Source organism: Acidovorax sp. CF316 (assembly GCF_000276605.1).
GTDB lineage: Bacteria > Pseudomonadota > Gammaproteobacteria > Burkholderiales > Burkholderiaceae_C > Acidovorax.
The window spans coordinates 25,422-48,213 of record NZ_AKJX01000099.1 but is presented as its reverse complement, the minus strand read 5'-3'; the positions used below and the strand labels follow the sequence as shown (position 1 = coordinate 48,213).

24 protein-coding genes are annotated in these 22,792 nt (G+C 69.4%); 9 read left to right on the top strand and 15 right to left on the bottom strand.

All coding sequences use genetic code 11. From position 1 onward, the window contains the following. Positions 1–66 precede the first annotated feature (66 nt). The gene (locus tag PMI14_RS10060) at positions 67–753 is read left to right on the top strand and encodes a glutathione S-transferase family protein (RefSeq protein ID WP_007853516.1); all 687 of its coding nucleotides are present in this window, start codon (positions 67–69) and stop codon (positions 751–753) included. Between the two features lie 3 nt (positions 754–756). Here the strand turns inward: PMI14_RS10060 and PMI14_RS10055 are convergent, their stop codons facing one another. The 6 genes from PMI14_RS10055 to PMI14_RS10030 all read right to left on the bottom strand — a co-directional run bounded on the left by PMI14_RS10055 (position 757) and on the right by PMI14_RS10030 (position 6,320). Then, positions 757–2,163, bottom strand: coding sequence for an FAD-binding oxidoreductase (locus PMI14_RS10055; RefSeq protein ID WP_007853513.1), 1,407 nt, complete (start codon positions 2,161–2,163; stop codon positions 757–759). 90 nt (positions 2,164–2,253) lie between these two features. Continuing rightward, on the bottom strand, positions 2,254–3,177 hold the full coding sequence (locus PMI14_RS10050; RefSeq protein ID WP_007853501.1) for a LysR family transcriptional regulator: 924 nt from the start codon (positions 3,175–3,177) through the stop codon (positions 2,254–2,256). A 9-nt stretch (positions 3,178–3,186) separates the two neighbouring features. Next, positions 3,187–3,519, bottom strand: a complete 333-nt coding sequence (locus tag PMI14_RS10045) for a DUF202 domain-containing protein (protein ID WP_007853498.1) — start codon at positions 3,517–3,519, stop codon at positions 3,187–3,189. Beyond that, the gene (locus tag PMI14_RS10040; RefSeq protein ID WP_007853495.1) at positions 3,504–3,863 is read right to left on the bottom strand and encodes a YidH family protein; all 360 of its coding nucleotides are present in this window, start codon (positions 3,861–3,863) and stop codon (positions 3,504–3,506) included. The genes PMI14_RS10045 and PMI14_RS10040 overlap by 16 nt, the downstream gene beginning before the upstream one ends. Further along, a complete protein-coding gene (locus PMI14_RS10035; RefSeq protein ID WP_007853492.1) occupies positions 3,860–5,323 on the bottom strand; it encodes a sulfatase-like hydrolase/transferase in 1,464 nt (487 codons plus the stop codon). The genes PMI14_RS10040 and PMI14_RS10035 overlap by 4 nt, the downstream gene beginning before the upstream one ends. 22 nt (positions 5,324–5,345) lie before the next feature. Continuing rightward, positions 5,346–6,320 (bottom strand): tripartite tricarboxylate transporter substrate binding protein, encoded by a 975-nt coding sequence (locus PMI14_RS10030; RefSeq protein WP_007853488.1) that lies wholly within the window; start codon positions 6,318–6,320, stop codon positions 5,346–5,348. 353 nt (positions 6,321–6,673) lie between these two features. On the opposite strand from PMI14_RS10030, the gene hppD reads away from it, so the two are divergent. Genes hppD through PMI14_RS10010 form a run of 4 tightly spaced genes read left to right on the top strand, consistent with a single transcriptional unit; the run spans position 6,674 to position 9,558 of the window. Next, positions 6,674–7,780 carry a 4-hydroxyphenylpyruvate dioxygenase gene (gene hppD / locus PMI14_RS10025; protein ID WP_007853486.1) on the top strand — a complete coding sequence of 369 codons (1,107 nt, stop codon included), beginning with the start codon at positions 6,674–6,676 and terminating at the stop codon, positions 7,778–7,780. Then, positions 7,777–8,076, top strand: coding sequence for a 4a-hydroxytetrahydrobiopterin dehydratase (locus tag PMI14_RS10020; RefSeq protein WP_007853484.1), 300 nt, complete (start codon positions 7,777–7,779; stop codon positions 8,074–8,076). The genes hppD and PMI14_RS10020 overlap by 4 nt, the downstream gene beginning before the upstream one ends. Positions 8,077–8,094: 18 nt before the next feature. Continuing rightward, positions 8,095–8,994 carry a phenylalanine 4-monooxygenase gene (phhA, locus tag PMI14_RS10015; RefSeq protein WP_007853479.1) on the top strand — a complete coding sequence of 300 codons (900 nt, stop codon included), beginning with the start codon at positions 8,095–8,097 and terminating at the stop codon, positions 8,992–8,994. A 60-nt stretch (positions 8,995–9,054) separates the two neighbouring features. Continuing rightward, complete coding sequence (locus tag PMI14_RS10010) at positions 9,055–9,558, top strand: low molecular weight protein-tyrosine-phosphatase (protein WP_007853477.1); 504 nt, start codon at positions 9,055–9,057, stop codon at positions 9,556–9,558. Positions 9,559–9,566: 8 nt separating this feature from the next. Here PMI14_RS10010 and PMI14_RS10005 read toward each other — a convergent pair whose 3' ends face one another. From PMI14_RS10005 to PMI14_RS09975, 7 genes are read right to left on the bottom strand one after another with little or no spacing between them, the layout of a single operon-like run. Then, positions 9,567–10,643 carry an XdhC family protein gene (locus tag PMI14_RS10005; RefSeq protein WP_007853476.1) on the bottom strand — a complete coding sequence of 359 codons (1,077 nt, stop codon included), beginning with the start codon at positions 10,641–10,643 and terminating at the stop codon, positions 9,567–9,569. 58 nt (positions 10,644–10,701) lie between these two features. Further along, entirely contained in the window at positions 10,702–11,385 is a 684-nt protein-coding gene (locus PMI14_RS10000; protein WP_007853470.1) for a CoxG family protein, read from the bottom strand. 39 nt (positions 11,386–11,424) lie between these two features. Continuing rightward, the gene (locus tag PMI14_RS09995) at positions 11,425–12,642 is read right to left on the bottom strand and encodes a VWA domain-containing protein (protein WP_007853468.1); all 1,218 of its coding nucleotides are present in this window, start codon (positions 12,640–12,642) and stop codon (positions 11,425–11,427) included. 1 nt (position 12,643) lies between these two features. After that, the gene (locus PMI14_RS09990) at positions 12,644–13,552 is read right to left on the bottom strand and encodes a MoxR family ATPase (RefSeq protein ID WP_007853465.1); all 909 of its coding nucleotides are present in this window, start codon (positions 13,550–13,552) and stop codon (positions 12,644–12,646) included. A gap of 4 nt (positions 13,553–13,556) precedes the next feature. After that, the gene (locus PMI14_RS09985; RefSeq protein WP_007853463.1) at positions 13,557–14,348 is read right to left on the bottom strand and encodes a xanthine dehydrogenase family protein subunit M; all 792 of its coding nucleotides are present in this window, start codon (positions 14,346–14,348) and stop codon (positions 13,557–13,559) included. Between the two features lie 12 nt (positions 14,349–14,360). Continuing rightward, complete coding sequence (locus PMI14_RS09980; RefSeq protein WP_007853460.1) at positions 14,361–16,748, bottom strand: xanthine dehydrogenase family protein molybdopterin-binding subunit; 2,388 nt, start codon at positions 16,746–16,748, stop codon at positions 14,361–14,363. A 37-nt stretch (positions 16,749–16,785) separates the two neighbouring features. Next, positions 16,786–17,256: a (2Fe-2S)-binding protein gene (locus PMI14_RS09975; RefSeq protein WP_007853458.1), complete on the bottom strand. Its 471-nt coding sequence runs from the start codon at positions 17,254–17,256 to the stop codon at positions 16,786–16,788. Between the two features lie 219 nt (positions 17,257–17,475). Here PMI14_RS09975 and PMI14_RS09970 point away from each other — a divergent pair, with 219 nt between their 5' ends. After that, entirely contained in the window at positions 17,476–18,627 is a 1,152-nt protein-coding gene (locus tag PMI14_RS09970; protein ID WP_007853456.1) for a helix-turn-helix domain-containing protein, read from the top strand. Positions 18,628–18,634: 7 nt separating this feature from the next. Here PMI14_RS09970 and PMI14_RS09965 read toward each other — a convergent pair whose 3' ends face one another. Further along, positions 18,635–19,414 carry a TOBE domain-containing protein gene (locus tag PMI14_RS09965; RefSeq protein WP_007853454.1) on the bottom strand — a complete coding sequence of 260 codons (780 nt, stop codon included), beginning with the start codon at positions 19,412–19,414 and terminating at the stop codon, positions 18,635–18,637. 18 nt (positions 19,415–19,432) lie between these two features. Beyond that, positions 19,433–20,068 carry a LysE family translocator gene (locus tag PMI14_RS09960; protein ID WP_007853452.1) on the bottom strand — a complete coding sequence of 212 codons (636 nt, stop codon included), beginning with the start codon at positions 20,066–20,068 and terminating at the stop codon, positions 19,433–19,435. 128 nt (positions 20,069–20,196) lie between these two features. On the opposite strand from PMI14_RS09960, the gene modA reads away from it, so the two are divergent. From modA to modC, 3 genes are read left to right on the top strand one after another with little or no spacing between them, the layout of a single operon-like run. Continuing rightward, on the top strand, positions 20,197–20,955 hold the full coding sequence (modA, locus tag PMI14_RS09955) for a molybdate ABC transporter substrate-binding protein (protein ID WP_007853451.1): 759 nt from the start codon (positions 20,197–20,199) through the stop codon (positions 20,953–20,955). Between the two features lie 31 nt (positions 20,956–20,986). Beyond that, positions 20,987–21,667, top strand: a complete 681-nt coding sequence (modB, locus tag PMI14_RS09950) for a molybdate ABC transporter permease subunit (protein WP_007853449.1) — start codon at positions 20,987–20,989, stop codon at positions 21,665–21,667. Further along, positions 21,667–22,761, top strand: a complete 1,095-nt coding sequence (gene modC, locus PMI14_RS09945) for a molybdenum ABC transporter ATP-binding protein (RefSeq protein ID WP_007853448.1) — start codon at positions 21,667–21,669, stop codon at positions 22,759–22,761. Before modB ends, modC begins: the two co-directional genes overlap by 1 nt. Positions 22,762–22,792 lie beyond the last annotated feature (31 nt).

The following is a 22,792-nucleotide window of genomic DNA, read 5'->3' as shown; positions in this document are numbered from 1 at the left end:
CCGCAGCATCGTGCAGGCGACACTGCCGGCATCGAAAAGACAGGGGACAGGCCCTAAGATCCGGCCATGATCACCGTCCACCACCTTGAAACCTCGCGCTCGCAGCGCGTCCTCTGGCTGCTCGAAGAACTGGGCCTGCCCTACGAGCTCAAGATCTACCAGCGCGACAAGGCCACCAAACTGGCCCCGCCCGAGCTCAAGAAGATCCACCCGCTGGGCAAGTCGCCCGTGATCACGGATGGCGACGAGGTGATCGCCGAGTCGGCCGCCATCATCGAATACCTGGTGGAAACCTATGGCGCGCAGGCCACGGGCGAGCTGGCCCACCTGCAGCCCGCACGCGGCACGCCCGAGTACCGCCAGTGCCGCTTCTGGATGCACTACGCCGAGGGCTCGCTGATGAACTGGCTGGTGATGAAGCTGGTGTTCATGACCATCCCGCGCCAGCCCATGCCCTTCTTCGTCAAGCCCATTGCCAAGGCCCTGTGCGGCAAGGTGCTCGACAAGGTGGTGGACCCGAACGTGAACACCGCCATGGACTTCATGGAGGCCCACCTGGGCAAGAACACCTGGTTCGCTGGCGAGCACCTGACGATGGCCGATTTCCAGATGAGCTTTGCGGTCGAGGCCGCCCTGTCGCGCTCCGAAAAGGCCGGCAATTGCCCGAACCTGCAGGCCTACAAGAAGCGCATGGAGGCCCGCCCGGCCTACCAGCGCGGCATCCAGAAGGGCGGCCCGGTCGTCATGGGCTGACGGCTATTCCAGAATGCGGCCGGGGTTCAGGATGCCGGAAGGGTCGAGCAGCGCCTTGAGGCTGTGCATGAGCTCGATCTCCACCGGCGAGCGGCTGTGGGCGAGGAATTCCTTCTTCACCACGCCGATGCCGTGCTCAGCCGAAATGGAGCCGCCCACACGGCCGGTGGCGGCATAGACCACCTCTTCCACGTCGTGCAGGCTGTCCGACGACGCGTGCGGGCCCGAGAGCACGTGCAGGTTGCCATCGCCAATGTGGCCGAAGAACAGGTGCCGCTGCGCCGGAAAGCGGCGCTCGAGTTCCGCCCCCACCGATTCCACGAAGGCGTCCATGGCCGCCATGGGGATGCCCACATCGAAGGCGGCAAACGGCTTGAGCTGGCCCAGCAGCTCGCCGATGGATTCGCGATAGGCCCAGAGCTTCTTGCCGTCTTCCACCGACTGGGCCACCACCACGTCGGAAATCAGGCCCTGTTCCAGGGCCTCGCCCAGTTCGCGTTCCAGCGCCTCGCGGTCGCGCTCGTCGTTGGCACCCAGGGTCTCGACCAGTACATAGACCGGGTGGAGTGCATCGAAGGGCTGGCGCAGCCGGGTCACCTCCATGGCCGCCTCCAGGTAGTCGGCCCACATCACCTCGAAGGCCGACAGCGCGGGCAGCGCGCGGCGCAGGTCGCGCACCAGGCGCGTGGCCGCATCGAACGAGGGCAGCGCGCACAGCGCCGTATTGGCCGCCGTGGCCCGGGGCGAGAGCTTGAGCACCAAGCGCGTGATCACGCCCAGCGTGCCCTCTGCTCCGATGAACAGGTGCTTGAGGTCCACGCCCGTGGTGTTCTTGGTCACGCGGTTGAGCATGGTCATCAGCCGGCCGTCGGGCAGCGCCACCTCCAGCCCCAGCACCAAGTCGCGCATGGTGCCGAAGCGGATCACCCGGTTGCCGCCGGCATTGGTGGCTGCATTGCCGCCCACCTGGCACGAGCCGCGCGCCCCCAGGTCGAGCGGGAAGGACCAGCCCTCTGCTTCCACCCGCTGCTGCAGTTCCTCCAGCACCACGCCGGCCTGCACCACGGCCGTGCCGCCCACGGTGTCGATGTCCTCGATGGCGTTGAGCCTGGCCAGCGATAGGGCCACCTCGACGCCTGCAGGGGTGGCCCCGCCGGCCAGCCCCGTCAGCCCGCCCTGGATGGCCACGGGCTGGCCCAAGCGGCTGCACGCAGCGAGCACACCGGCCACCTCCTGCGGGGTGCGGGGGAACAGCACCACGGCCGGCACGCGGCGCGGCGCCTCGCTCCAGTCGCCCGCATGGCTGGCAGCCACGCCGGGGTCCAGCACGATCTGGGCGGTTGAAAGAATGCCCGACAGGGCATCCACCAAAGCTTGTACCGGCACATCCTGCCGCGATATCGTCTGCATTGCACTTGTCTCCGTTGAAGTCATTGCACTGTACGGAAAGACAAGCACGCGGAGAAATACGCCTTGCACCCACGCACCATCAGATAAACCTCATGGCAGGGCACGGCCCACCAGTTGGCCCTCGCGCACCATCTGGCCGATGAGTTCCAGCATCGCATCGCGCACCAGGTGGCCGGCTGGCGTCAGCGGCTGCTCCATGGACCAGACCACCGACTGGGTACGGCTCAGGACCGGCTCCACGATGCGCCGGGCCACGATGCCGCGCGCCTCGAACGCCGGGAAGGAATTGCGCGGCATGACCGCGAAGGCCAGCCCGCCGCAGACCATGCTGCGCAGCAGGTCGGAGCTGTTCACCTCGTAGCGCACGTTGAGCGGGCGATCGAGCGCCACAGCCGTGCGCTCGATGAGCTTGCGCAGGTCGTGCTCGCGGTCGGGCTCCACCAGCGGGCGGTCGCCAATCTCGCAGAAGGCGATGTCGCCCGTGGCATCGCCCATCTGCTCCCGGGTGCCAAACAGGCAGAAATCCTCCTCGTAGGCGGGCCGGGATTCGAGTTTGGCCATCTCGGACGCCGTGGGCAGCAGGGCCAGGTCCACGCGCCGCGCCTCCACCAGGGTCTGGGCCTCGCGCGACATGGCGGTGGTCAGGTGCAGCTGCACCTCGGGCGCGCGCTCCTCGATCAGCCGGTACAGAGGCACCACCAGCACGGGCGCCACCGACCCGACGATGCAGGCGCGCACCACGCCGCGGAACTCGGAGGCGGCGTCGCGCACGTCCTCGCGCAGGCGCTCCATCTGCCGCAGGATGGAGGCCGCCCGGTCAAACAGGCGCTGCCCCTCCATGGTGAGGCGCACGCCCCGCGCATGGCGCTGCAGCAGCACCACGCCCAGCTCTTCCTCCATCGCCGCGATGTGGTGGCTCAGCGCCGGCTGGGCGATGTGCAGAGTGGCAGCGGCCGTGGTGATGCTGCCGGACCGCGCGATCTCGACGAAGTACTTGAGCTGGCGGGGGGTCATACCCAGACTCTAATGCAGCAGGTGCCAGGCGACACCCGCCGCCCCCGTGGTGCAGGCCAGCAGCACCAACGCAGCCACCCAGACCAGGCCGGCCGGGTGGGGCACCCGGCCCTCGCAGGCCAGCAGCACGCGGCCGCGGTGCACGCCGTAGCCGTACAGCGCGCAGGCCGCCAGCGCCAGCACGGCGCCAGTGGCCAGCAGCATGGCCGACCCGTCGATCCAGGCGCCGCGCAGCGCCACCAGGGCGTTCAGCAGCACGGCCAGGGCCGTGCGCGTCCAGGCCAGGCTGGTGCGCTCGGGCTGCAGGCCCGGATCGCGCGCAGTCCCTAGCGCGAAAGCCACAGCACCAGGCCCAGCAGCAGCACCGCCACCAGGAACAGGCCGGCCGCCAGCACGGCCAGCGCCGCCGTGGCGGGCAGCGCGCCCTTGCGACGCATGGCAATCTCGTTGGCGCGCCAGCGCCGGTAGGCCAGCACACACAGGGCGGCCGCCAGCGCGCACATCAGCAATGCAACCGCCGACACCAGCAGGCGCGGCTGCAGGTGGGTGGCGAACTGCTCGAACAGCACGCCACCCGCCAGCACTGCGAGGGCGGTACGGATCCACGCCAGGAAGGTGCGCTCATTGGCCAGGGTGAAGCGGTAGTCGGGCTCCTCGCCCTCATGCCGCCAGGCAGGCCCCTTCATCGGGCCTCGGCAGCGGCCAGCGCCTCCTGCGGTACGGGTGTGGCGCCCCCCGCCCCCATGCGCGAGGCCACCTGCACGCCGCCCAGGCGCTCGATCATGCGCAACTGGTCGGCCTTGGCGAGCGCGTCCACGGCCTCGGGGTCGCAGATGGCGCGCAATTCGGCCTCCATGGCCCGCAGCACATCGGCATGGGCGGGATCGCCCGCCAGGTCGGCAAGTTCTTCGGGGTCGGCCTGCAGGTCGAACAGCTCTGGCCGGTGGCGCACGTAGTAGTGGAACTTGTAGCGCCCCTTGCGCACCATGAAGCCGGCCGTGTTGCTGCCGGCGGCGTGGTATTCGCTGAAGACCACGCGCTCGGGCTCGGCGGGGCCTTGCGCCAGGTCCAGCAGCGAGCGGCCGGGCCGGTCCTGCATCTCGGGCGCCGGGTCGATGCCCACGCCCTGCAGGATGGTGGGGAACAGGTCGAGCAGGTCGACCGGCGTCTCGCACACCCCGGGCTGCACGCCCGGGCCCGCCACGAGCATGGGCACACGCACACTCTCCTGGTACAGGGTGGACTTGCCCCACAGCCCGCGCGTGCCCAGGTTGTCGCCATGGTCCGAGGTGTAGACCAGGGTGGTGTCGCCCTCCAGCCCCGCGTCGCGCAGGGCCTCGGTGATGCGGCCCACGTTGTGGTCCAAAAAGCTGCACAGCGCGTAGTAGGCGACGAAGGCCTGGCGCCGCTCCTCGGGGCTCTTGAACTCGCCCTCGTTGTCCATGAAGTCCGCATACGCCTGCACCCAGGGGTGGCGCTGGTAGCCGCTGGCGGGCTGCAGCTTGGGTTCGGGCATCACTTCGCTGGAGTACAGCGCGAAGAACTCCTCGGGCGCGACCAGCGGGAAGTGCGGCGCCACCAGGCCCACGTAGAGCACGAAAGGCTCGTCGGGGCGGGTGCCGGCGTCGCGGATCCATTCGACCGCGCGGCCGGTGACCTCACGGTCGTAGGCCGTGTAGTGCGACTCGCCGGCGCCGATGTGCTCGCCCAGCATGCGCTTGCCGCTGGGGCTGGAAATATAGGGGTCGCGGATGGACGCCCACACCATGCCATGGCCGCCCACCACGTGCATGGGGATGTGCTCCTTGTCGAAGCCGGCGGGGTCTTCCTCGGCCCGGTAGTGCAGCTTGCCGATGCTCTCCACGCGCACGCCCTGGCGCTGCAGCACATGGCCCCAGCCGCGCGGGTCGCCCACGTAGGGCATGGCGTTGTCCCAGTGGCGCGTCTGGTGCACGCGCAGCCCGGTGGCAAAGGCCGCGCGCGCGGGCACACAGATGGGGCTGGGGGTGTAGGCGTCGGTGAAGCGCACACCGCGCGCGGCCAGCGCGTCCAGGTGCGGCGTCTTCACGAAGGCATGGCCGGCACAGCCCATGATGCGGGGATCATGTTCGTCGGACATGATCACGATGACGTTGCGGCGTGGCATGGGTTCGTTGTCTCTCTTCAGGTCACGAGTCTTCAGGTGTGTAGCCGGATGCCTTCACGATCTGGCCCCAGCGTGCATGGTCTTCGCGCAGCTGCCGGTCCAGGGCTTCGGTGGTGGCGGTCTGGGGCTGGTATTCAAGCTTGTGCAGAAGCGAGGCGATCTTTTCGGATTGAATGGCCTCCGTGACGCTCTTGTTGAGCTGCGCGACCAGGGGCGCGGGCGTGCCGGCCCGCGCGAACAGGGCGAAGGTCTCGGTGATCGCCAGGTCGCCGTAGCCCAGCGACTTGAAGGTGGGCACGCCGGGTAGCGCGGCCAGCGGCGCCTCGTCGGAGATCGCCAGGATGCGCAGCTTGCCCGACTTGTGCATGGGCAGCAGGTTGGGCAGCGTGGTGACCACGCAGGGCAAAACCCCGCCGATGGCGTCGGTCACCGCGGCAGAGCCCCCACGGTACGCCACGTGCGCCAGCGGCACCTTGGCGGCCTTGCCCAGCAGTTGGCCGATGAAGTGCATGGCCGTACCCGCACCGGGCGTGCCGTAGGCGGCCAGGGCATTGTCCTTGCGCGCAAGGTCCAGGAACTCCTTGAGCGTCTTCGCCGGGCTGTTGGCGCCCACCGCCAGTGCAAAGCTCATGCTGCAGGCCTTGCCCACGCCGACGAACTGCTTGAGCGGGTCGTACGACAGGGACTTGAAGACGTGGGGGTACAGGGTCAGGTTGCCCATGGGCGTCATGAGCAGGGTGGCGCCGTCGGACGGGGCCGCCACCAGGGCCTCGGTGGCCAGCCGGCCACCGGCACCGCCCTTGTTGTCCACCAGCATGTTGAAGCCATGGCCGCGCACGCCTTCGGCCACGGCACGGGCCACGGTGTCGGCAGCGCCGCCCGCGGCGTAGCCCACGAGCACGCGAATGGTCCTGTCCTGCGCGAAGGCAAAGGGGCTGTGGGCGGCCAGGGCCGAGGCGCCCAGCTGGCCCGCGAACTGGCGGCGGGTGGTGTTCATCGCTTGTCTCCTGTTATGGGGCTTGAGTATGGTCAAGGGATGCGGGCGTGAGAAATACCGTTTCAGCGCGCGAGGCATGCAGAAAATCTGATGCATCACACCTGGGCATGCGCCCGCATGCCTGCACTGCCAGGGTGGCTTTGTGTGTTGGCTCAACAGCGCCCCAAAGTGCAGCAAGCCTGCACAATTCGAGTACTTTTAGCCTTTCAAATGCACTGGATTTGGTTTTTCGCACGAATCAAGCGCGCAATGGCTTCTGGCATGTCGAAATTGCAAGATAACTGCGCCCTGAAATCCCTACAGTCTCCCTATCCCCCGGCCTGAGAGCCGCCCACCGATGATGGAGACGATGTATGAGCGATCTGTTTGACAACCCCATGGGCCTGTGCGGCTTCGAGTTCGTGGAATTCTCCTCGCCCAAGCCCGGCCTGCTGGAGCCGATGTTCGAGAAGATGGGCTTTTCGCTGGTGGCCAAGCACCGCTCCAAGAACGTGCTGCTGTACCGCCAGGGCGGCATCAACTTCATCGTCAACAACGAGCCGGGCAACGCGGCCTACTTCGCTGGCGAGCATGGCGCCGCTGCCTGCGGCCTGGCCTTCCGGGTGCGCGATGCACACAAGGCCTACAACCGCGCCCTGGAGCTGGGCGCCCAGCCGGTCGAGATCCCGACTGGCCCGATGGAGCTGCGCCTGCCTGCGATCAAGGGCATCGGCGGCGCGCCGCTGTACCTGATCGACCGCTTCGAAGACGGCAAGTCCATCTACGACATCGACTTCGAGTTCCTGCCCGGCGTGGACCTGCACCCCAAGGGCCACGGCTTCCAGGTGGTGGACCACCTCACGCACAACGTCTACCGTGGCCGCATGGCCTACTGGGCCGACTTCTATACCAAGCTGTTCAACTTCCGCGAGATCCGCTACTTCGACATCTCGGGCGAGTACACCGGCCTGACCTCCAAGGCCATGACGGCGCCGGACGGCCTGATCCGCATCCCGCTGAACGAGGAGTCGCGCCAGGGCGGCGGCCAGATCGAAGAGTTTTTGATGCAGTTCAACGGCGAGGGCATCCAGCACATCGCCTTGCTCACCGACAACCTGCTCGAATCCATCGACCAGTTGCAGATGGCCGGCATCCCGCTGTTGACCGCACCCAACGAGGTCTACTACGAGAACCTGGAAAAGCGCCTGCCCGGCCACGGCCAGCCCGTGGGCGAGCTGCAGGCCCGCGGCATCCTGCTGGACGGCACGACCGAAGGCGGCCAGCCGCGCCTGCTGCTGCAGATCTTCTCCCAGCCCATGCTGGGCCCGGTGTTCTTCGAGTTCATCGAACGCAAGGGCAACTACCGCGAGGGCTTCGGCGAAGGCAACTTCAAGGCGCTGTTCGAGTCGCTGGAGCGCGACCAGATCAACCGCGGCGTGCTGGACGTGGGCGACAAGGCCGTGGCCAAGGAAACGGCATGAAGCTCACGCCCGAGCAGCTGGCGGCGCAGTTGCCCGCCCTGGCCGGCTGGACGCACGGCGCCGAGCGCGGAGGCGTGCTCACCCGCGCATTCCAGTTTGCCGACTTCGTGCAGGCCTTCGGCTTCATGGCCCAGGTGGCCCTGCACGCAGAGCGCATGAACCACCACCCCGAGTGGTCCAACGTCTACCACCGCGTGTCGGTCACGCTGACCACGCACGACGTGGACGGCATCTCGGCCAAGGACATCGAGATGGCCACGCTGATGAACCGCATCGCCGCAGCCTTCACGGCATAGACGGCCCAGGAGACACACATGCTGCAGCAGCTCAAGGAAACCGCCAAGCACGGCCTGGCGGCCGGGGACGCGCACGCCCCCGAACGGCCCGACTGGACCATCGACCAGGGCTGGGCGAATTACACGCAAGAGGAACACGGCGTGTGGCGCACCCTGTTCGAGCGGCAGTCCAAGCTGCTGCCCGGCCGCGCCTGCGACGAGTTCATCCTCGGCATGCAGGACCTGCCGATCGGGCCCGAGCAGATCCCCGACTTCGAGCAGATGTCCAAGGTGCTCAAGAAGCGCACGGGCTGGGAAGTGGTGGCCGTGCCTGGGCTGGTGCCCGACGACGTGTTCTTCGGCCACCTGGCCAACCGGCGCTTTCCGGCCGGCCAGTTCATCCGCAAGCCGCATGAGCTCGACTACCTGGAAGAGCCCGACGTCTTCCACGACGTGTTCGGCCATGTGCCCATGCTCATGAACCCGGTGATCGCCGACTACATCCAGGCCTATGGCGAAGGCGGCCTGCGCGCCAGCCGCCTGGGCGTGCTGGAGAAGCTGGCACGCGTGTACTGGTACACGGTGGAGTTCGGCCTGGTGCAGCAGAGCGACGGCCTGCGCATCTACGGCGCGGGCATCGCCTCGTCGGCCAGCGAGACGCGCTTTTCGGTCGAGAGCGACTCGCCCAACCGCGTGCGCTTCGAACTGGAACGCGTGATGCAGACGAACTACCGCATCGATGATTTCCAGGAAACCTACTTCGTGCTGGGCCACCTGGACGAACTGCTGGAACTGGCCAAGATCGACTTCGCGCCGCTCTACGATCGCTTGAAGGGCGCGCCCGAGCACGAGGCCGGTGCCGTGCTGGCCGGTGACCGCGTGGTGACGCGCGGCACCCTGGCCTACCACGACGCCAAGCGCGAGAAGGTGCACGCCTGATTGCCGTCATGCGACACTCCTGAACGGCCCCCACGGGGCCGTTCTGCATTGAGGGCACACATGGCACCAACAACACCCGGCTATTCGGTCCTTTTTCTCTGCATGGGCAACATCTGCCGCAGCCCCACGGCGCATGGCGTGTTCCGCCACCGCGTGCAGGCGGCGGGCCTGACTGACCGGGTGCGCGTGGACTCGGCCGGCACGCACAACTACCACCCGGGTGAGCCACCGGACCACCGCTCGCAAAAGCACGCCACCCGGCGCGGCTACGACCTGTCGGACCTGAAGGCGCGGCAGATGCTGCTGGCCGACTTCGAAACGCACGACCTGGTTCTCGCCATGGACTGGGACAACCTGGCCATGGCGCAGGACCTGTGCCCGCCCCAGCATGCCCACAAGCTCCGGCGCCTCACGGAGTTCTGCCTGCGCATGGACAGTCCCGTGGTACCCGATCCGTACTACGGCGGCGCCACCGGCTTCGATGACGTGCTGGACCTGGTGGAGGATGCCTGCGAGGGGTTGCTGAAGCATGTGCAGCGGGAGCTGCAGACCCGCAGCCGCTGAAACAACGGTCAGCGGTTCACCGCACAGACCAGCGGCCCGGGATCGTTGTGCGCCACGTCGCGGTCGTTCTTGGCCTGGGCCACTTCCATCACGCGCGGCAGGGCCACGCCGTTCTTCACGGCCAGGATCTCGGCCATCACGCTCACGGCGATCTCGGGCGGTGTCTTGCTGCCAATGTAGATGCCGATGGGCCCGCGCAGACGCGCCAGGCTGGCCTCGGTCTGCTCGAAGTGCTCGATCATGCGCGCACGCCGTGCCTCGTTGTTGCGCCGCGAACCGATGCCGCCGACGTAGAAGGCCTCGCTGGACAGGGCCTCCAGCAGCGCCAGGTCGTCGAGCTTGGGGTCGTGCGTGAGCGCCACCACGCAGCTGCGCCGGTCGGGCTTGAAATCCACCACCACGTCGTCGGGCATGGCGCTCACCAGGGTGGCGCCGGGCACCTTCCAACCGTGGCGGTACTCCTCGCGCGGGTCGCACACGGTCACGGCAAAGCCGTTGAACAAGGCCATGGTTGCCAGGTACTCGGCCATCTGGCCCGCACCGATGATGAGCATGCGGTATTCGGGGCCGAAGGTGTTGGTCAGCTCCTGCCCGTCCACGGCCAGTTCGGCAGGCTCCGTGGCCATGGCCAGGGACACCGCGCCATCGGCCAGGCGCACCGAGCGGCGCACCAGGCGCCCGGCTTCGAGCGCGGCGATCAGCTCGGCCAGGCGCGCGGGGTCGGGGTCGTATTCGAGCAGCAGCTCCAGCGTGCCGCCGCAGGGCAGGCCGAAGCGGTGTGCCTCGTCGGCCGTGATGCCGTACTTGACGAAGGACGGCGGGCCCTGGGGAATGCGGTGTTCGTGCCCCGTGGCCCCGGCGCGCTCCTGCGCGTAGGCGCGGGTGTGGCGGTCGATCAGGTCGTCCTCGATGCAACCGCCCGAGACCGAGCCCACCACCGCACCGTCGTCGCACAGCGCCATGATCGAGCCCACGGGCCGGGGCGAAGACCCCCAGGTGCGCACCACCGTGGCCAGCAGCGCACGCCGCCCTGCCGCACGCCAGCCGTGCAGGGAGCGCAGCACCATCACATCGAGGTTTTCCATCGTCATCGTGCGTAGATTGTGCCCAAGGCCCGGCGGTTCCGTGCGCCGAGGGATACCGCTAGTTCAGCCACCAGGCCAGCGCGACCAGGGCCACGGCGCCGGCGACCCAGACCCAGACGGGGATGCCGCCGCCCTGGGACTCGGGGCCGCCTGCAGGCTGCAGGCCCGCCCGCTGGCTCGGAACAAAGCCGCTTGCAGGCCCGGCGTCCTCGCCCGGCTGGGTGGGGATTTCGGTGGGCACGGTGTCGGGGGGGTCGGCATCGCTCTCCCCCGCGGCAGGCGGATGGCGGCGCTGCATCTCGTTGTCGAAGCGCTTGAAGAAATCCTCGGCCATCCCCTTGGCGGCGCCGTCGATCAGGCGTTGGCCCAGCTGGGCGATCTTGCCGCCCACGGTGGCGTGTACGGTGTAGTGCAGTTCGCAGCGCTCCTGCGCGCCCTCGGGCGGCAGCGCCTCGAGCCGCACCTGGGCGCTGCCCTTGCCAAAGCCGGCCACGCCGCCCGAGCCGTCGAAGGCGATGGTGTAGCTCTCGGGCGGCACGATGTCCGAGAGCGTGATCTTGCCCGCGAACTTGGCCGAGACCGGCCCGATCTTGAGCGCCATGGCCACGCTGAACTGGTTCTCGCCCGTGGGCTCGATCTTCTCGCAGCCGGGGATGCACAGCTTGAGCACCTCGGGGTCGTTGAGCGCTGCCCAGGCCTGGCTCTGGCTGGCGGCAAGGGTGCGGCTGGCTTGCATTTCCATGGTGATTGATTCCTCGGTGATTCAGTCAGGTCGTTGGCGTCACTGCCGCAGCACGGCCGCCAGGCTGCCGGCCAGGTCCTGCAGGCGGCTCAGGTCGTGCACGGCCAGCATGCCGTGCGCCTCGCGGTGCAGCACCGATGCGCCGCGCGCCGTGGGCGCATAGCCGCCAAAGCGCAGCAGCGGGTTGAGCCACAGCAGGCGCGCGCAGTGGCGGCGCAGCCAGGCCAGCTCCTGCGCCAGCAGCTCGGACTCGCCGGTGTCCAGGCCGTCGGTGATGAGCAGCACCAGGGTGCGCCGCCCCACGAGCCGGCGCGCGTGCTGCAGGCGCAGGGCGCGCAGGCTCTCGCCCATGCGCGTGCCGCCGGCAAAGTCGGCGATGGCGTGGCTGGCAGCCTCCAGCATGGCATCGGTGTCGGCCAGGCGAAAGGCCGGGGTGAGGTCGGTCAACCCCGTGCCGAAGGCGAACACGTCGCGCCGCAGCGCCCCCGCCCTGCGCGGCGCGGTGGCGGCGTGCAAAAAGGCCAGCAGCAGGCGCGCATAGCGCTCCATGGAGCCCGACACATCCACCAGCACCAGCAGCGGCAAGGGCTGGCGGCGGCGCTGCAGCAGCGGCACCTGCAAGAATTCGCCGCCCGTGCGCGCTGCCTGGTGCATGGCACCGGGCCAGTGCGGGCGGTTGCCGCGCGCACCGGGGCGGGTGCGGCGCGCGGCAAAGTCGGGCAGCGGCAGCGGAATGTCGCGCGCCAGTTGCTCCACCAACCGGTATTCGCTGGCGGACAGCTGGTTGAAATCCGCATGGCGCAGGCGCCTGAGGTCGCTGGCGGTCATCGCGGCATCGAAGTCGACCTTGTCCTCCTCGCGCGGCGGGGCCTTGCGCGCGGCGCGCACGGGCGCCAGCGCCTCGCTCACGCGCGGGCGGCGCTTCACGGGCTCGGCCTTCGATTCCGCGCTGGGCAGCATCTGGGCCAGCAGCTTCTGCGCCACGTTGGGGTTCTTGAAGTAGGCGTCGAACAGCTCGCGGAACACCAGGCGGTCCTGCTCGCGGCTCACCAGCACGGCCTCCAGCGCGGCGCTGAAGTCCTGGCGCTGCAGGCCGACCAGCAGCACCGCCTGCTGGGCCAGGGCCATGCGCGCGGCGTCCACGCGCACACCGGCGCGGCGCAGGGTGCGGCCAAAACCCGTGAGGTTGTCGGCCAGCTTGCCGGTGCGCGCATCGCCGAGCTGGGAGGCCGTTGCGGCGGAAGGGGTGGCGGCCATGTCAGCCCGCTTCTTCCACCGGCTTGAGGAGTTCGGCCGCCATGTCCCGCGTCAGCGCGGCCACATCCTCGCGCTGCTTGAACAGGATGCCGGCGGTGTCGGAGACGATCTCGGGGTCCACCACCAGGGTGTCGAGCGCCACCAGCGCCTTGGCCCATTCCACGCTCTCGGCGATGCCGGGCGCGCGCTGGAAGGCATTGGCAAAGGGCTGGCTGCGCAGCCGGTGCACGAAGTCGGCCACCTGGGCAGCCAGGGCCTCGCTGGCGCCGGGCACCTGGGCGCGCACGATGGCCAGCTCGCGCTCACGCTCGGGGTAGTCGAGCCAGTGGTACAGGCAGCGGCGCTTGACGGCGTCGTGCAGGTCGCGCGTGCGGTTGCTGGTGAGCAGGGTGACCGGCGTGGCCGTGGCGCGCACCGTGCCGATCTCGGGAATGCTGACCTGGTACTCGCCCAGGTATTCGAGCAGAAAGGCCTCGAAGGGCTCGTCGGCGCGGTCCACCTCGTCCACCAGCAGCACGGCGCCGGGGGCGGGTGCCTGCAGCGCCTGCAGCAGGGGGCGGCGGATCAGGTAGCGCTCCTGGTAGACCTCGGCCTCGATGTCTCTTGCGCCCCCTGGCTCCAGTTCGGCGGCACGCATGTGCAGCAGCTGGGCCGCGTAATTCCACTCGTACAGCGCCTCGCGCTGCTCCAGCCCGTCGTAGCACTGCAGGCGGATCAGGCTGCGCGCCAGCACCCCGGACAGCGCCTTGGCCAGCGCCGTCTTGCCCACGCCGGGCTCGCCTTCAAGCAGCAGCGGGCGCTGCAACTTGAGCGCCAGGAACACGGCGGTCGCCAGGCGCCGGTCGGCAAAATAGCCCACGCGCTGCAGGGCCTGCACCAGGTCGTCGATGGAGGCCAGCTCGGGTGGCAAGGCGTCAACCCAGCATCTGGGCCACGGCCCGCTGCGTCTGCACGCTGATCAGGTTGGCACGGTAGATGGCGCTGGCGTGGATGTCGGTGTTCAGGTCGCTCGCGTCTACCTTCACCGCGGCGGCCGAAGCCACCGAGAAGTCCTGGTTCAACGCCGCCTCCAGCGCCTGCTGGCGGAAGACGCTGCTGGCGGCACCGGTCACGGCCACGCGCACGCCGGCATCGGTCTGCGCCACGAACACGCCCACCAGCGAGAAGCGCGAGGCCGCCTGCTTGAACTTGAGGTAGGCCGCGCGCTTGGGGATCGGGAAGCGGATCGCGGTGATCAGCTCGCCCTCCTGCAGCGCCGTGGTGTACATGCCCACGAAGAAGTCGTCCGCTGCGATCTCGCGCTGGTCGGTGATGACGGTGGCGTTCAGCCCCAGCACGGCGCTGGGGTAGCAGGCCGCGGGGTCGTTGTTGGCCACCGAGCCGCCCAGCGTGCCGCGGGCACGCACCTGGCGGTCGCCGATGTGCGCGGCCAGGTCGGCCAGGGCCGGGATGGCGGCCTTGACCTCCGCGCTCGCGGCCACGTCCATATGCCGGGTCATCGCGCCGATCACCAGGGCATTGCCTTCGCGGCGGATGCCGGCCAGCTCGGGGATGCCATTGAGGTCCACCACCTGGCCGGGGTTGGCCAGGCGCAGGCGCATCGAGGGCAGCAGGCTCTGGCCGCCCGCGATGGGCTTGCCGCCAGCAGCCGCCAGGCGCGCCGCATCGGCCACGCTGGCCGGGGTTTCGTAGGTGAATGCATACATGGTGTGCTCTCCTCATGCCTTGGCGGATTGGATGGCTTCCCACACGCGGTGGGGCGATGCGGGCATGTCGAATTCCTTCACGCCCAGCGGGCGCAGGGCGTCGAGCAAGGCATTGATCACCGCGGGCGGCGAGCCGATGGCGCCGGCCTCGCCGCAGCCCTTGGTACCGAGCGGGTTGTGCGTGCAGGGCGTGCAGACATGGCCCAGCTTGAACTCGGGGAAATCATCGGCACGCGGCATGGCGTAGTCCATGAAGCTGCCGGTGAGCAGCTGGCCGGTTTCGCGGTCGTACACGCAGTTCTCCATCAACGCCTGGCCGATGCCCTGCACCAGCCCGCCATGCACCTGGCCCTCGACGATCATGGGGTTGATGATGGTGCCGAAGTCGTCCACCGCAGTGAAGCGGTCCACCCGGGTGGAGCCGGTCATCGGGTCCACCTCCACCTCGCAGATGTAGGTGCCGGCCGGGAAGGTGAAGTTGGTCGGGTCGTAGAAGGCCGTTTCGTTGAGCCCCGGTTCGAGCTTGTCAAGCGGGTAGTTGTGCGGCACGTAGGCCGTGAGCGCCACCTGGCCGAAGGGGATTTTCTTGTCCGTGCCGCGCACGCTGAACTCGCCGCCGCTGAAGTCGATGTCGGCGTCGCTGGCTTCCATCAGGTGGGCCGCGATCTTCTTGGCCTTGGCCTCGATCTTGTCCAGTGCCTTCATGATGGCCGCCCCGCCCACGCTGATGGAGCGCGAGCCGTAGGTGCCCATGCCGAAGGGCACGCGGCCGGTGTCGCCGTGCACGATGTCCACGTTCTCCACCGGAATGCCCAGGCGCGCCGCCACCACCTGGGCAAAGGTGGTCTCGTGCCCCTGGCCGTGGCTGTGCGAGCCGGTGAACACCGTCACGCTGCCCGTGGGGTGCACGCGCACCTCGCCGCATTCGAACAGGCCGGCACGCGCGCCCAGGGCGCCGGCGATGTTCGACGGCGCGATGCCGCAGGCCTCGATGTAGCTGCTGTAGCCCACGCCGCGCAGCAGGCCCTTGGCGGCGCTGGCGCTCTTGCGCGCCTCGAAGCCGGCCACGTCGGCCAGCTCCTGGGCCTGGGTCATGCAGGCGTGGTAGTCGCCCACGTCGTACTGCAGCGCCACCGGCGTCTGGTAGGGAAAGGTGGTGATGAAGTTGCGCTTGCGGATCTCGTCCTGCGACAGGCCCAGGTCCCAGGCGCAGCGCGTGACCAGGCGTTCGAGCAGGTAGGTGGCCTCGGGCCGGCCCGCACCGCGGTAGGCATCGACCGGCGCGGTGTTGGTGAACCAGGCGTCCACCTCCACATAGACCTGGGGCGTGGTGTACTGCCCGGCCAGCAAGGTGGCGTAGAGGATGGTGGGCACGGCCGTGGCGAAGGTCGACAGGTAGGCACCCAGGTTGGCGTCGGTGTGCACGCGCATGGCCAGGAACTTGCCGTCCTTGTCCATGGCCATCTCGGCATGGCTCACGTGGTCGCGGCCATGGGCATCCGAGAGGAAGGCCTCGCTGCGGTCGGCCACCCACTTGATGTTGCGGTTGAGCTTCTTGGCGGCCCAGGTCAGGCACACGTCCTCGGCGTACAGGAAGATCTTGGAGCCGAAGCCACCGCCCACGTCGGGCGCGATCACGCGCACCTTGTGCTCGGGCAGGCCCATCACGAAGGCGGTCATCAACAGGCGCTCGACGTGCGGGTTCTGGTTGCTCACGTAGAGCGTGTATTCGTCGTTGGCCCGGCTGTAGGAGCCGATGGCCGTGCGCGGCTCCATCGCGTTGGGAATCAGGCGGTTGTTGACCAGGTCGAGTTTCGTCACGTGCGCGGCGCTGGCGAACACCGAGTCCACCGCCCCCTTGTCGCCGATGGCCCATTTGTAGCAATGGTTGTCGTCGGCGATGTCATGCAGGCCGGCACCAGCCACCTTGCCGGCGGCGGCATCGGCCACATGGACCACGGCGGGCAGCACGTCGTAGTCCACCTCCACCAGCTCGGCCGCATCGCGCGCCTGCTGCTGCGTGAGCGCCACGACCATGGCCACGTGGTCGCCCACGTAGCGCACCTTGCCCTGCGCCAGGATGGGGTGCGGCGGCTCCTTCATGGGCTGGCCGTCGGTGCTGGTGATGAGCCAGCCACAGGGCAGGCCGTTGATGCTGTCGGCCGCCACGTCGGTGCCCACGAACACGCCCAGCACGCCGGGTGCGGCCTTCGCGGCGTCGGTGTTGATGCTGTTGATGCGCGCATGCGCATGCGGCGATCGCACGAACACGGCGTGGCTCTGCGCGGCCAGCACCACGTCGTCGGTGTACTGGCCCGCGCCAGTGAGGAATCGGTAGTCTTCCTTGCGGCGAAGCGATTCACCGATGTGCGGCAGCTTGGAAAAGTCGGAAGCACCCATGGTCTTGTCTCCTGGTGTGTGAGTTCTGGACGGGGGCTCAGGCCGACGCCATGGCCTTCTGGCCGTGCTGGACGGCACGCACGATGTTCTGGTAGCCGGTGCAGCGGCAGATGTTGCCCTCCAGCAACTCGCGGATCTCGCCCTCGTCCGCCTTGGGGTGGTGGGTGCACAGGTCCACCGCGCTCATCACCATGCCCGGGGTGCAGAAGCCGCACTGCAGGCCATGGCATTCCTTGAAGGCCGCCTGCATGGGATGCATGGTGCCGTCGGCCGCGGCCAGGCCCTCGATGGTCTGCACCTCGGCGCCCTGGGCCTGCACGGCCAGCATGGCGCAGGATTTCACCGCGCGGCCGTTGACGTGCACGGTGCACGCGCCGCACTGGCTGGTGTCGCAGCCCACGTGCGTGCCGGTGAGCATCAGGTGCTCTCGCAGCGCGTGGACCAGCAGGGTGTTGGGGGGGACATCAACGCTGGCCGCACGGCCGTTGACGGTGAACTGGACTTGCATCTGGCTGTCTCCTCGGGAGGGTGTTGGCTGGATCTGCAAGCCGCATCTTGGGCCGGGCGCGGGGCCGGATTCCTAGGGTCAACCCTAGCTTGGCGGCGCGCGGCGGCGGATATTCTCAAAATGAAACATGTTGCAGTGCACCGCCCGCGCATCATGCGCACTGCACACCGAAGCACCCCGCAGTGGGTGCACCGGCCCGCCACCCCACGGGAGTCCGCCATGCTGTCCGCCGCTGCTGCCGTCACGCCACCGCCCGACGAGCGCCAGGCCCTGATCGCCCGCGCCCGCACCGCCCTGTTCAGCCAGGGCCAGGTGCCGGCCGCGCTGGGCATCGAGCCCTGGATCGTGCGCTCGTGGCAGCGCTGCCTGGCTCAGGGCCAGTCGCCGCGCCAGCGCGTGGCCTTCGACCAGGTGAGCGCCGCCATGCTGCGCGGCGTGGCCGAACAGCACCGCCACCTGCTGCAGGCCGCACGCCCGGTGCTCGGCCACCTTACGCGCGCCATTGCCGGCATGCACTACTTCGCGGTGCTCACCGATGCGCGCGGCGTGGTGGTGGACGTGCAGGGCGCCATCGACCACCGCGACGCGCGCGTGCATGCCATCGGCCGCGTGGGCATCGACCTGTCGGAAGCGGCCGTGGGCACCACCGCCATCGGCGCCGCCCTGGCCGAGCTGCAGCCCGTGTGGCTGCACCGGGGCGAGCACTTCTTCGATGACAACACCCATTACAGCTGCGCCGGTGCGCCGCTGTTCGACCCCGAGGGCCGCTGCGCCGGCATGCTGGACCTGACGGGCGTGGACGTGCCCGAGCGGCCCGAACTGCGCCACCTGGTGGACCGCTCGGCCCGCGCCATCGAAGACGCCCTGCTGCTGCAGCGGCCCCATGCACTGCTGCTGCGCCTGAACTGGCCCGGCAGCACGCTGGGCGGCGAAGGCGATGGCCTGATGCTGCTGGACGCCGATGGCTACATACAGGGCAGCAACCGCACGGCGCGCCAGCTGGTGCCCCAGCCGCTGCGCACGCCGGGCACCCGCGCCCATGCCAGCGAGCTGCTGGCCCTGCCCTGGGCCCTGCTGTTCGATGCTGCGCAGCGCCAGAATGCGGGCGCCGCGCCGCTGGACCTGCCACTGTGGTCGGGCCTGCGCCTGCAGGGCCTGGCGCTGGCGCCCCGGCAGGGCAGTATCCTGCGGCCCCTGCTGCCCCCCACGCCGGCGCCTGCCGTGGCGGCGGCACCGCTGCGCGCGGCGGAAACCGCGCTCATCCGCCAGGCGGTGCAGGAGGCGCGCGGCAATGTGGCCGAGGCGGCGCGCGCCCTGGGCATCAGCCGGGCCACGGTGTACCGCAAGTTGGGAGCCCCGAAGGGGCATTGAGTCGCGCTCAGCCCTGGGCCAGCGCGATCACCACAGCGTTGTCTTCCACGACCAGCAGCACCCGGCTGCCGGCACGCAGGCCGCTGTCGGGGGCAGCAAAGCCCACCATCTGGATGCCCCCGTCCAGCTCCGCAGACACTTCATCCCCCGACTCCCCCCGCACCACGCGCACTGCCCTGGCGGGCAGGCGGCAGATGCCGGGTTCGGCCGGCAGCATGTCTTTGCCGGCGCGCTCGACACGCACCGCCGTGGCCTTGCACAGGGCCTGCACCGCCAGGCCGGGCGCAAGGCCCAGCAGTTCGACACTCTCCAGCGTGATGCGGGCGCTGAGGAAGGCCACCTCCTCACCCTCGGCCCGCCCCAGGTGCACGCGCACGATCTGGCCCAGAGGCTCCAACCGCTGCACCGTGCAGGGCCACTGGTTGCGCATGCTGGTGCGCACCGACAGGCGCGCCGCCGCCGGGCCGGCGCGGCCTTCCCAGCGGGCCAGCACGGCGCTGCGCGCTTCGGCCATGGCGTCGGCGGCGGCCAGCAACTGGTGTCCGGCATCGGTCAGTTGGGCACCGCCACCGCCGGCACCGCCCACGGCACGGTCCACCAGGGGCGTGCCGGCCAGGTTGGTGAGGGTGTCGAGCGCCTGCCAGGCGGCCTTGTAGCTCACGCCGACGGCGCGCGCCGCCTGCGAGATCGAGCCGCCCGCGCCGATCTCGCGCAGGATGGCGATGCGCTTGTCGGCCATGTCATGGCTGAGCGCGCCCGCAAAGGAAACGGGAGGGGTACCGGGCATCGGGGCGCGGTGCCTTGCCTAGCGCCGGTTGCCCAGTGCCAGCACCGAAATGCCCGAGGCGATGAAGGTGACGCCCGCGCCGGTATTGAGCCACTTCGTGGCACGCGGGCGGCGCGCCAGCCAGCCCGAGAGCTGCGCCGCGCAACTGCCCAGCACCGAGAAGATGAGCGCCGTGAGCACCGCGAAGATGGCGCCGTACACCAGCATCTGCGTGGCCACGGGGCCGCGCGATGCATCGACGAACTGCGGGATGAAGGCCAGCACGAACAGCCCCGGCTTGGGGTTGAGCACGTTGGAGAACAGGCCCACGCCGAACACCTTGGCCAGTGGCTGGCGCGCGGCCGGCGCGAACGAGATCAGGTTGCCCGAGGTCAGCGCCTTGTACCCCAGGTACAGCAGGTAGGCCGCGCCGGCGATCTTCACGGCCCAGAAGGCCAGCGGCGAGGCCTGCACGATGAGCGTGAGCCCCAGCGTGGCGGCCACTGTGTGCACCATGATGCCCAGGCCCGCACCGATGGAGGACAGCACCGCCGCCAGGCGCCCCTGGCTCAGGCCGCGGCTGATGGCCAGGATGTTGTCCGGCCCCGGCGCAAAGACCACGACCATCACGGCAACAAGGTAGGCGGCAAGGATTTCAGGAGGGAACATCAGCATGGTGGACACAGTGTAGGGGATGCGGCCCGAATACCGCCACGCGCCACAAGGGCTGCCAGCGCGCCACGGCGCCTGCTTTTATACTTTCGCTATTCCATCAATGAACAGCGCTTGCGCGCCCTACCGCCATGCAGATGCCCACCACCCGCCTTCTCTCCGTTCTCAGCCTGGCCCTGGCTGCCGCCGCCACGGCCCATGCCGAGCAGGTGTCGGTGGCCGTGGCCGCCAACTTCACCGCGCCCATGCAGAAGATCGCGGCCGCCTTCGAGGCCGACACCGGCCACAAGGCCGAGCTGTCGTTCGGCGCCACGGGCAAGTTCTATGCGCAGATCACCAACGGCGCGCCGTTCCAGATCCTGCTGTCGGCCGACGACACCACGCCGGCCAAGCTCGAGCGCGAAGGCAAGGTGGTGGCCAACTCGCGCTTCACCTACGCCATCGGCACGCTGGTGCTGTGGAGCGCCAAGGACGGCTATGTGGACGCCAAGGGCGCCGTGCTCAAGACTGGCGACTTCAAGCACCTCGCCATCGCCAACCCCAAGCTGGCCCCTTACGGCCTGGCCGCCACGCAGGTGATGGACAAGCTCGGGCTCACCGCCACGCTGCAGCCGCGCTTCGTGCAGGGCGAGAACATTGCGCAGACCTACCAGTTCGTGGCCACGGGCAATGCGCAACTGGGCTTCGTGGCGCTGTCGCAGGTGATGGTGGACGGCAAGATCGCCCAGGGCTCGGCCTGGCAGGTGCCGGCAGACATGCACGAGCCGATCCGCCAGGATGCGGCGCTGCTGGAGACCGGCAAGGGCAATGCGGCGGCGACGGCGCTGATGCAGTACCTGAAAGGCGGCAAGGCCAAGGGCATCATCAAGTCTTACGGATATAGTTTCTAACTAGTTCCCGCACGCTCCCTCGCTACTGTCCATGCCCTTTTCCAGCGCCGACCTTGCGGCCATCGGCCTCACGCTTCGGCTCGCGGGCACCACCATGGCACTGCTACTGGTGCTGTGCACGCCGCTGGCCTGGTGGCTGGCGCACACGCCCTCGCGCTGGCGCGGGCCGGTGTCGGCCGTGGTGGCGCTGCCGCTGGTGCTGCCGCCCACGGTGATCGGTTTTTACCTGCTGGTCACCATGGGCCCCAACGGGCCCATCGGGCAGTTCACGCAGTGGCTGGGCGTGGGCGCCCTGCCCTTCACCTTCTGGGGGCTGGTGGCGGGCTCGCTGATCTATTCGCTGCCGTTCGCGGTGCAGCCGCTGCAGGCGGCGTTCGAGGCCATCGGCACCCGGCCGCTCGAGGCGGCAGCGACGCTGGGCGCCGGGCCGCTGGACCGGTTCTTCACCGTGGTACTGCCGCTGGCGCGCCCGGGCTTCATCACCGCGGCCATCCTGAGCTTTGCCCACACGGTGGGCGAGTTCGGCGTGGTGCTCATGCTGGGCGGCAACATCCCGGGCGTGACGCGCGTGGTCTCGGTGCAGATCTACGACCATGTGGAAGCCCTCGAATACACCCAGGCCCACTGGCTGGCGGGCGGCATGGTGGCCTTCTCCTTCCTGGTGCTGCTGGGCCTGAACCTCACACGCCGCCGCGCGTCCATGGTGTCCTGATGGCTGCAGACGACCAGATCTCCGCCCGCCTGGTGCTCGCCCGCCCCGGCGGCTTCACGCTCGACGTGGACCTCACGCTGCCCGGGCGCGGCGTCACCGCCCTGTTCGGCCCCTCGGGCTGCGGCAAGACCACCAGCCTGCGTGCCCTCGCGGGGCTGGCGCGGGCCGAGCCGGGCCGCGTGGTGGTCAACGGCGAGGTCTGGCAGGACGATGGCCAGCGCATCTGGCGGCCCACGCACCAGCGCGCGCTGGGCTATGTGTTCCAGGAGGCCAGCCTGTTCGAGCACCTGAGCGTGCGCGGCAACATCGACTACGGCCGCAAGCGCACTCCCCGGGAGCGGCAGCACACCGTGGCGCTGGACCAGGCGGTGGACCTGCTGGGCATCGCCCACCTGATGGACCGCAAGCCCCATGCCCTCTCGGGCGGCGAGCGCCAGCGCGTGGCCATGGCCCGCGCCCTGGCCACGGGCCCGCGCGTGCTGCTGATGGACGAGCCCCTGGCCGCGCTGGACGCCCAGCGCAAGGCCGAGGTGCTGCCCTACCTGGAACGGCTGCACCAGGCGCTGGAGATACCCGTGCTCTACGTGAGCCACGCCATCGACGAGGTGGCGCGCCTGGCCGCGCACATGGTGCTGATGCAGGACGGCCGGGTGCTGGCCAGCGGGCGCACCGAGGACATGCTGGTGCGCCTGGACCTGCCGCTGGCGCACGGCGATGCAGCGGCTTCGGTGGTGGAGGGCACGGTGCTGCGCCATGACGCGCACGACCACATCACCAGCGTGCAGTTCGCCGGCGGCCAGCTGCTGCTGGCCAGCCCCACGGAGCGGCCGGCCGGCACGCCGGTGCGCCTGCGCATCCAGGCGCGCGATGTGAGCCTGACCCTGGCCGAGCAGGTGGACACCAGCATCCTCAACATCCTGGCCGCCACGGTGGTGCAGGTCGACGCCGACAGCCCCGGGCAGTGCATGGTGGCGCTCGATGCCGGCCCCACGCGGCTGCTGGCGCGGGTGACGCAGCGCTCGGCCCAGGCCCTGGCACTGGCGCCGGGCAAGGCCGTCTTCGCCCAGGTCAAGGGCGTCGCCATCGTCAATTGATGCCTCCTGTGGCACCGCGCAGCAGCACTGG

Bases quoted from the DNA above. Each gene is read 5' to 3' on its own strand.
- modC (WP_007853448.1), top strand. From the start codon at position 21,667: ATGGCTGCAGACGACCAGATCTCCGCCCGCCTGGTGCTCGCCCGCCCC.
- PMI14_RS10055 (WP_007853513.1), bottom strand. From the start codon at position 2,163: ATGCAGACGATATCGCGGCAGGATGTGCCGGTACAAGCTTTGGTGGAT.
- PMI14_RS09970 (WP_007853456.1), top strand. From the start codon at position 17,476: ATGCTGTCCGCCGCTGCTGCCGTCACGCCACCGCCCGACGAGCGCCAG.
- PMI14_RS10040 (WP_007853495.1), bottom strand. From the start codon at position 3,863: ATGAAGGGGCCTGCCTGGCGGCATGAGGGCGAGGAGCCCGACTACCGC.
- PMI14_RS09960 (WP_007853452.1), bottom strand. From the start codon at position 20,068: ATGCTGATGTTCCCTCCTGAAATCCTTGCCGCCTACCTTGTTGCCGTG.
- PMI14_RS10020 (WP_007853484.1), top strand. From the start codon at position 7,777: ATGAAGCTCACGCCCGAGCAGCTGGCGGCGCAGTTGCCCGCCCTGGCC.
- phhA (WP_007853479.1), top strand. From the start codon at position 8,095: ATGCTGCAGCAGCTCAAGGAAACCGCCAAGCACGGCCTGGCGGCCGGG.
- PMI14_RS10000 (WP_007853470.1), bottom strand. From the start codon at position 11,385: ATGGAAATGCAAGCCAGCCGCACCCTTGCCGCCAGCCAGAGCCAGGCC.
- PMI14_RS09985 (WP_007853463.1), bottom strand. From the start codon at position 14,348: ATGTATGCATTCACCTACGAAACCCCGGCCAGCGTGGCCGATGCGGCG.
- PMI14_RS10050 (WP_007853501.1), bottom strand. From the start codon at position 3,177: ATGACCCCCCGCCAGCTCAAGTACTTCGTCGAGATCGCGCGGTCCGGC.
- PMI14_RS10005 (WP_007853476.1), bottom strand. From the start codon at position 10,643: ATGGAAAACCTCGATGTGATGGTGCTGCGCTCCCTGCACGGCTGGCGT.
- PMI14_RS10060 (WP_007853516.1), top strand. From the start codon at position 67: ATGATCACCGTCCACCACCTTGAAACCTCGCGCTCGCAGCGCGTCCTC.
- PMI14_RS10030 (WP_007853488.1), bottom strand. From the start codon at position 6,320: ATGAACACCACCCGCCGCCAGTTCGCGGGCCAGCTGGGCGCCTCGGCC.
- PMI14_RS09965 (WP_007853454.1), bottom strand. From the start codon at position 19,414: ATGCCCGGTACCCCTCCCGTTTCCTTTGCGGGCGCGCTCAGCCATGAC.
- hppD (WP_007853486.1), top strand. From the start codon at position 6,674: ATGAGCGATCTGTTTGACAACCCCATGGGCCTGTGCGGCTTCGAGTTC.
- modA (WP_007853451.1), top strand. From the start codon at position 20,197: ATGCAGATGCCCACCACCCGCCTTCTCTCCGTTCTCAGCCTGGCCCTG.
- PMI14_RS09980 (WP_007853460.1), bottom strand. From the start codon at position 16,748: ATGGGTGCTTCCGACTTTTCCAAGCTGCCGCACATCGGTGAATCGCTT.
- PMI14_RS10010 (WP_007853477.1), top strand. From the start codon at position 9,055: ATGGCACCAACAACACCCGGCTATTCGGTCCTTTTTCTCTGCATGGGC.
- modB (WP_007853449.1), top strand. From the start codon at position 20,987: ATGCCCTTTTCCAGCGCCGACCTTGCGGCCATCGGCCTCACGCTTCGG.
- PMI14_RS10035 (WP_007853492.1), bottom strand. From the start codon at position 5,323: ATGCCACGCCGCAACGTCATCGTGATCATGTCCGACGAACATGATCCC.
- PMI14_RS09975 (WP_007853458.1), bottom strand. From the start codon at position 17,256: ATGCAAGTCCAGTTCACCGTCAACGGCCGTGCGGCCAGCGTTGATGTC.
- PMI14_RS09995 (WP_007853468.1), bottom strand. From the start codon at position 12,642: ATGGCCGCCACCCCTTCCGCCGCAACGGCCTCCCAGCTCGGCGATGCG.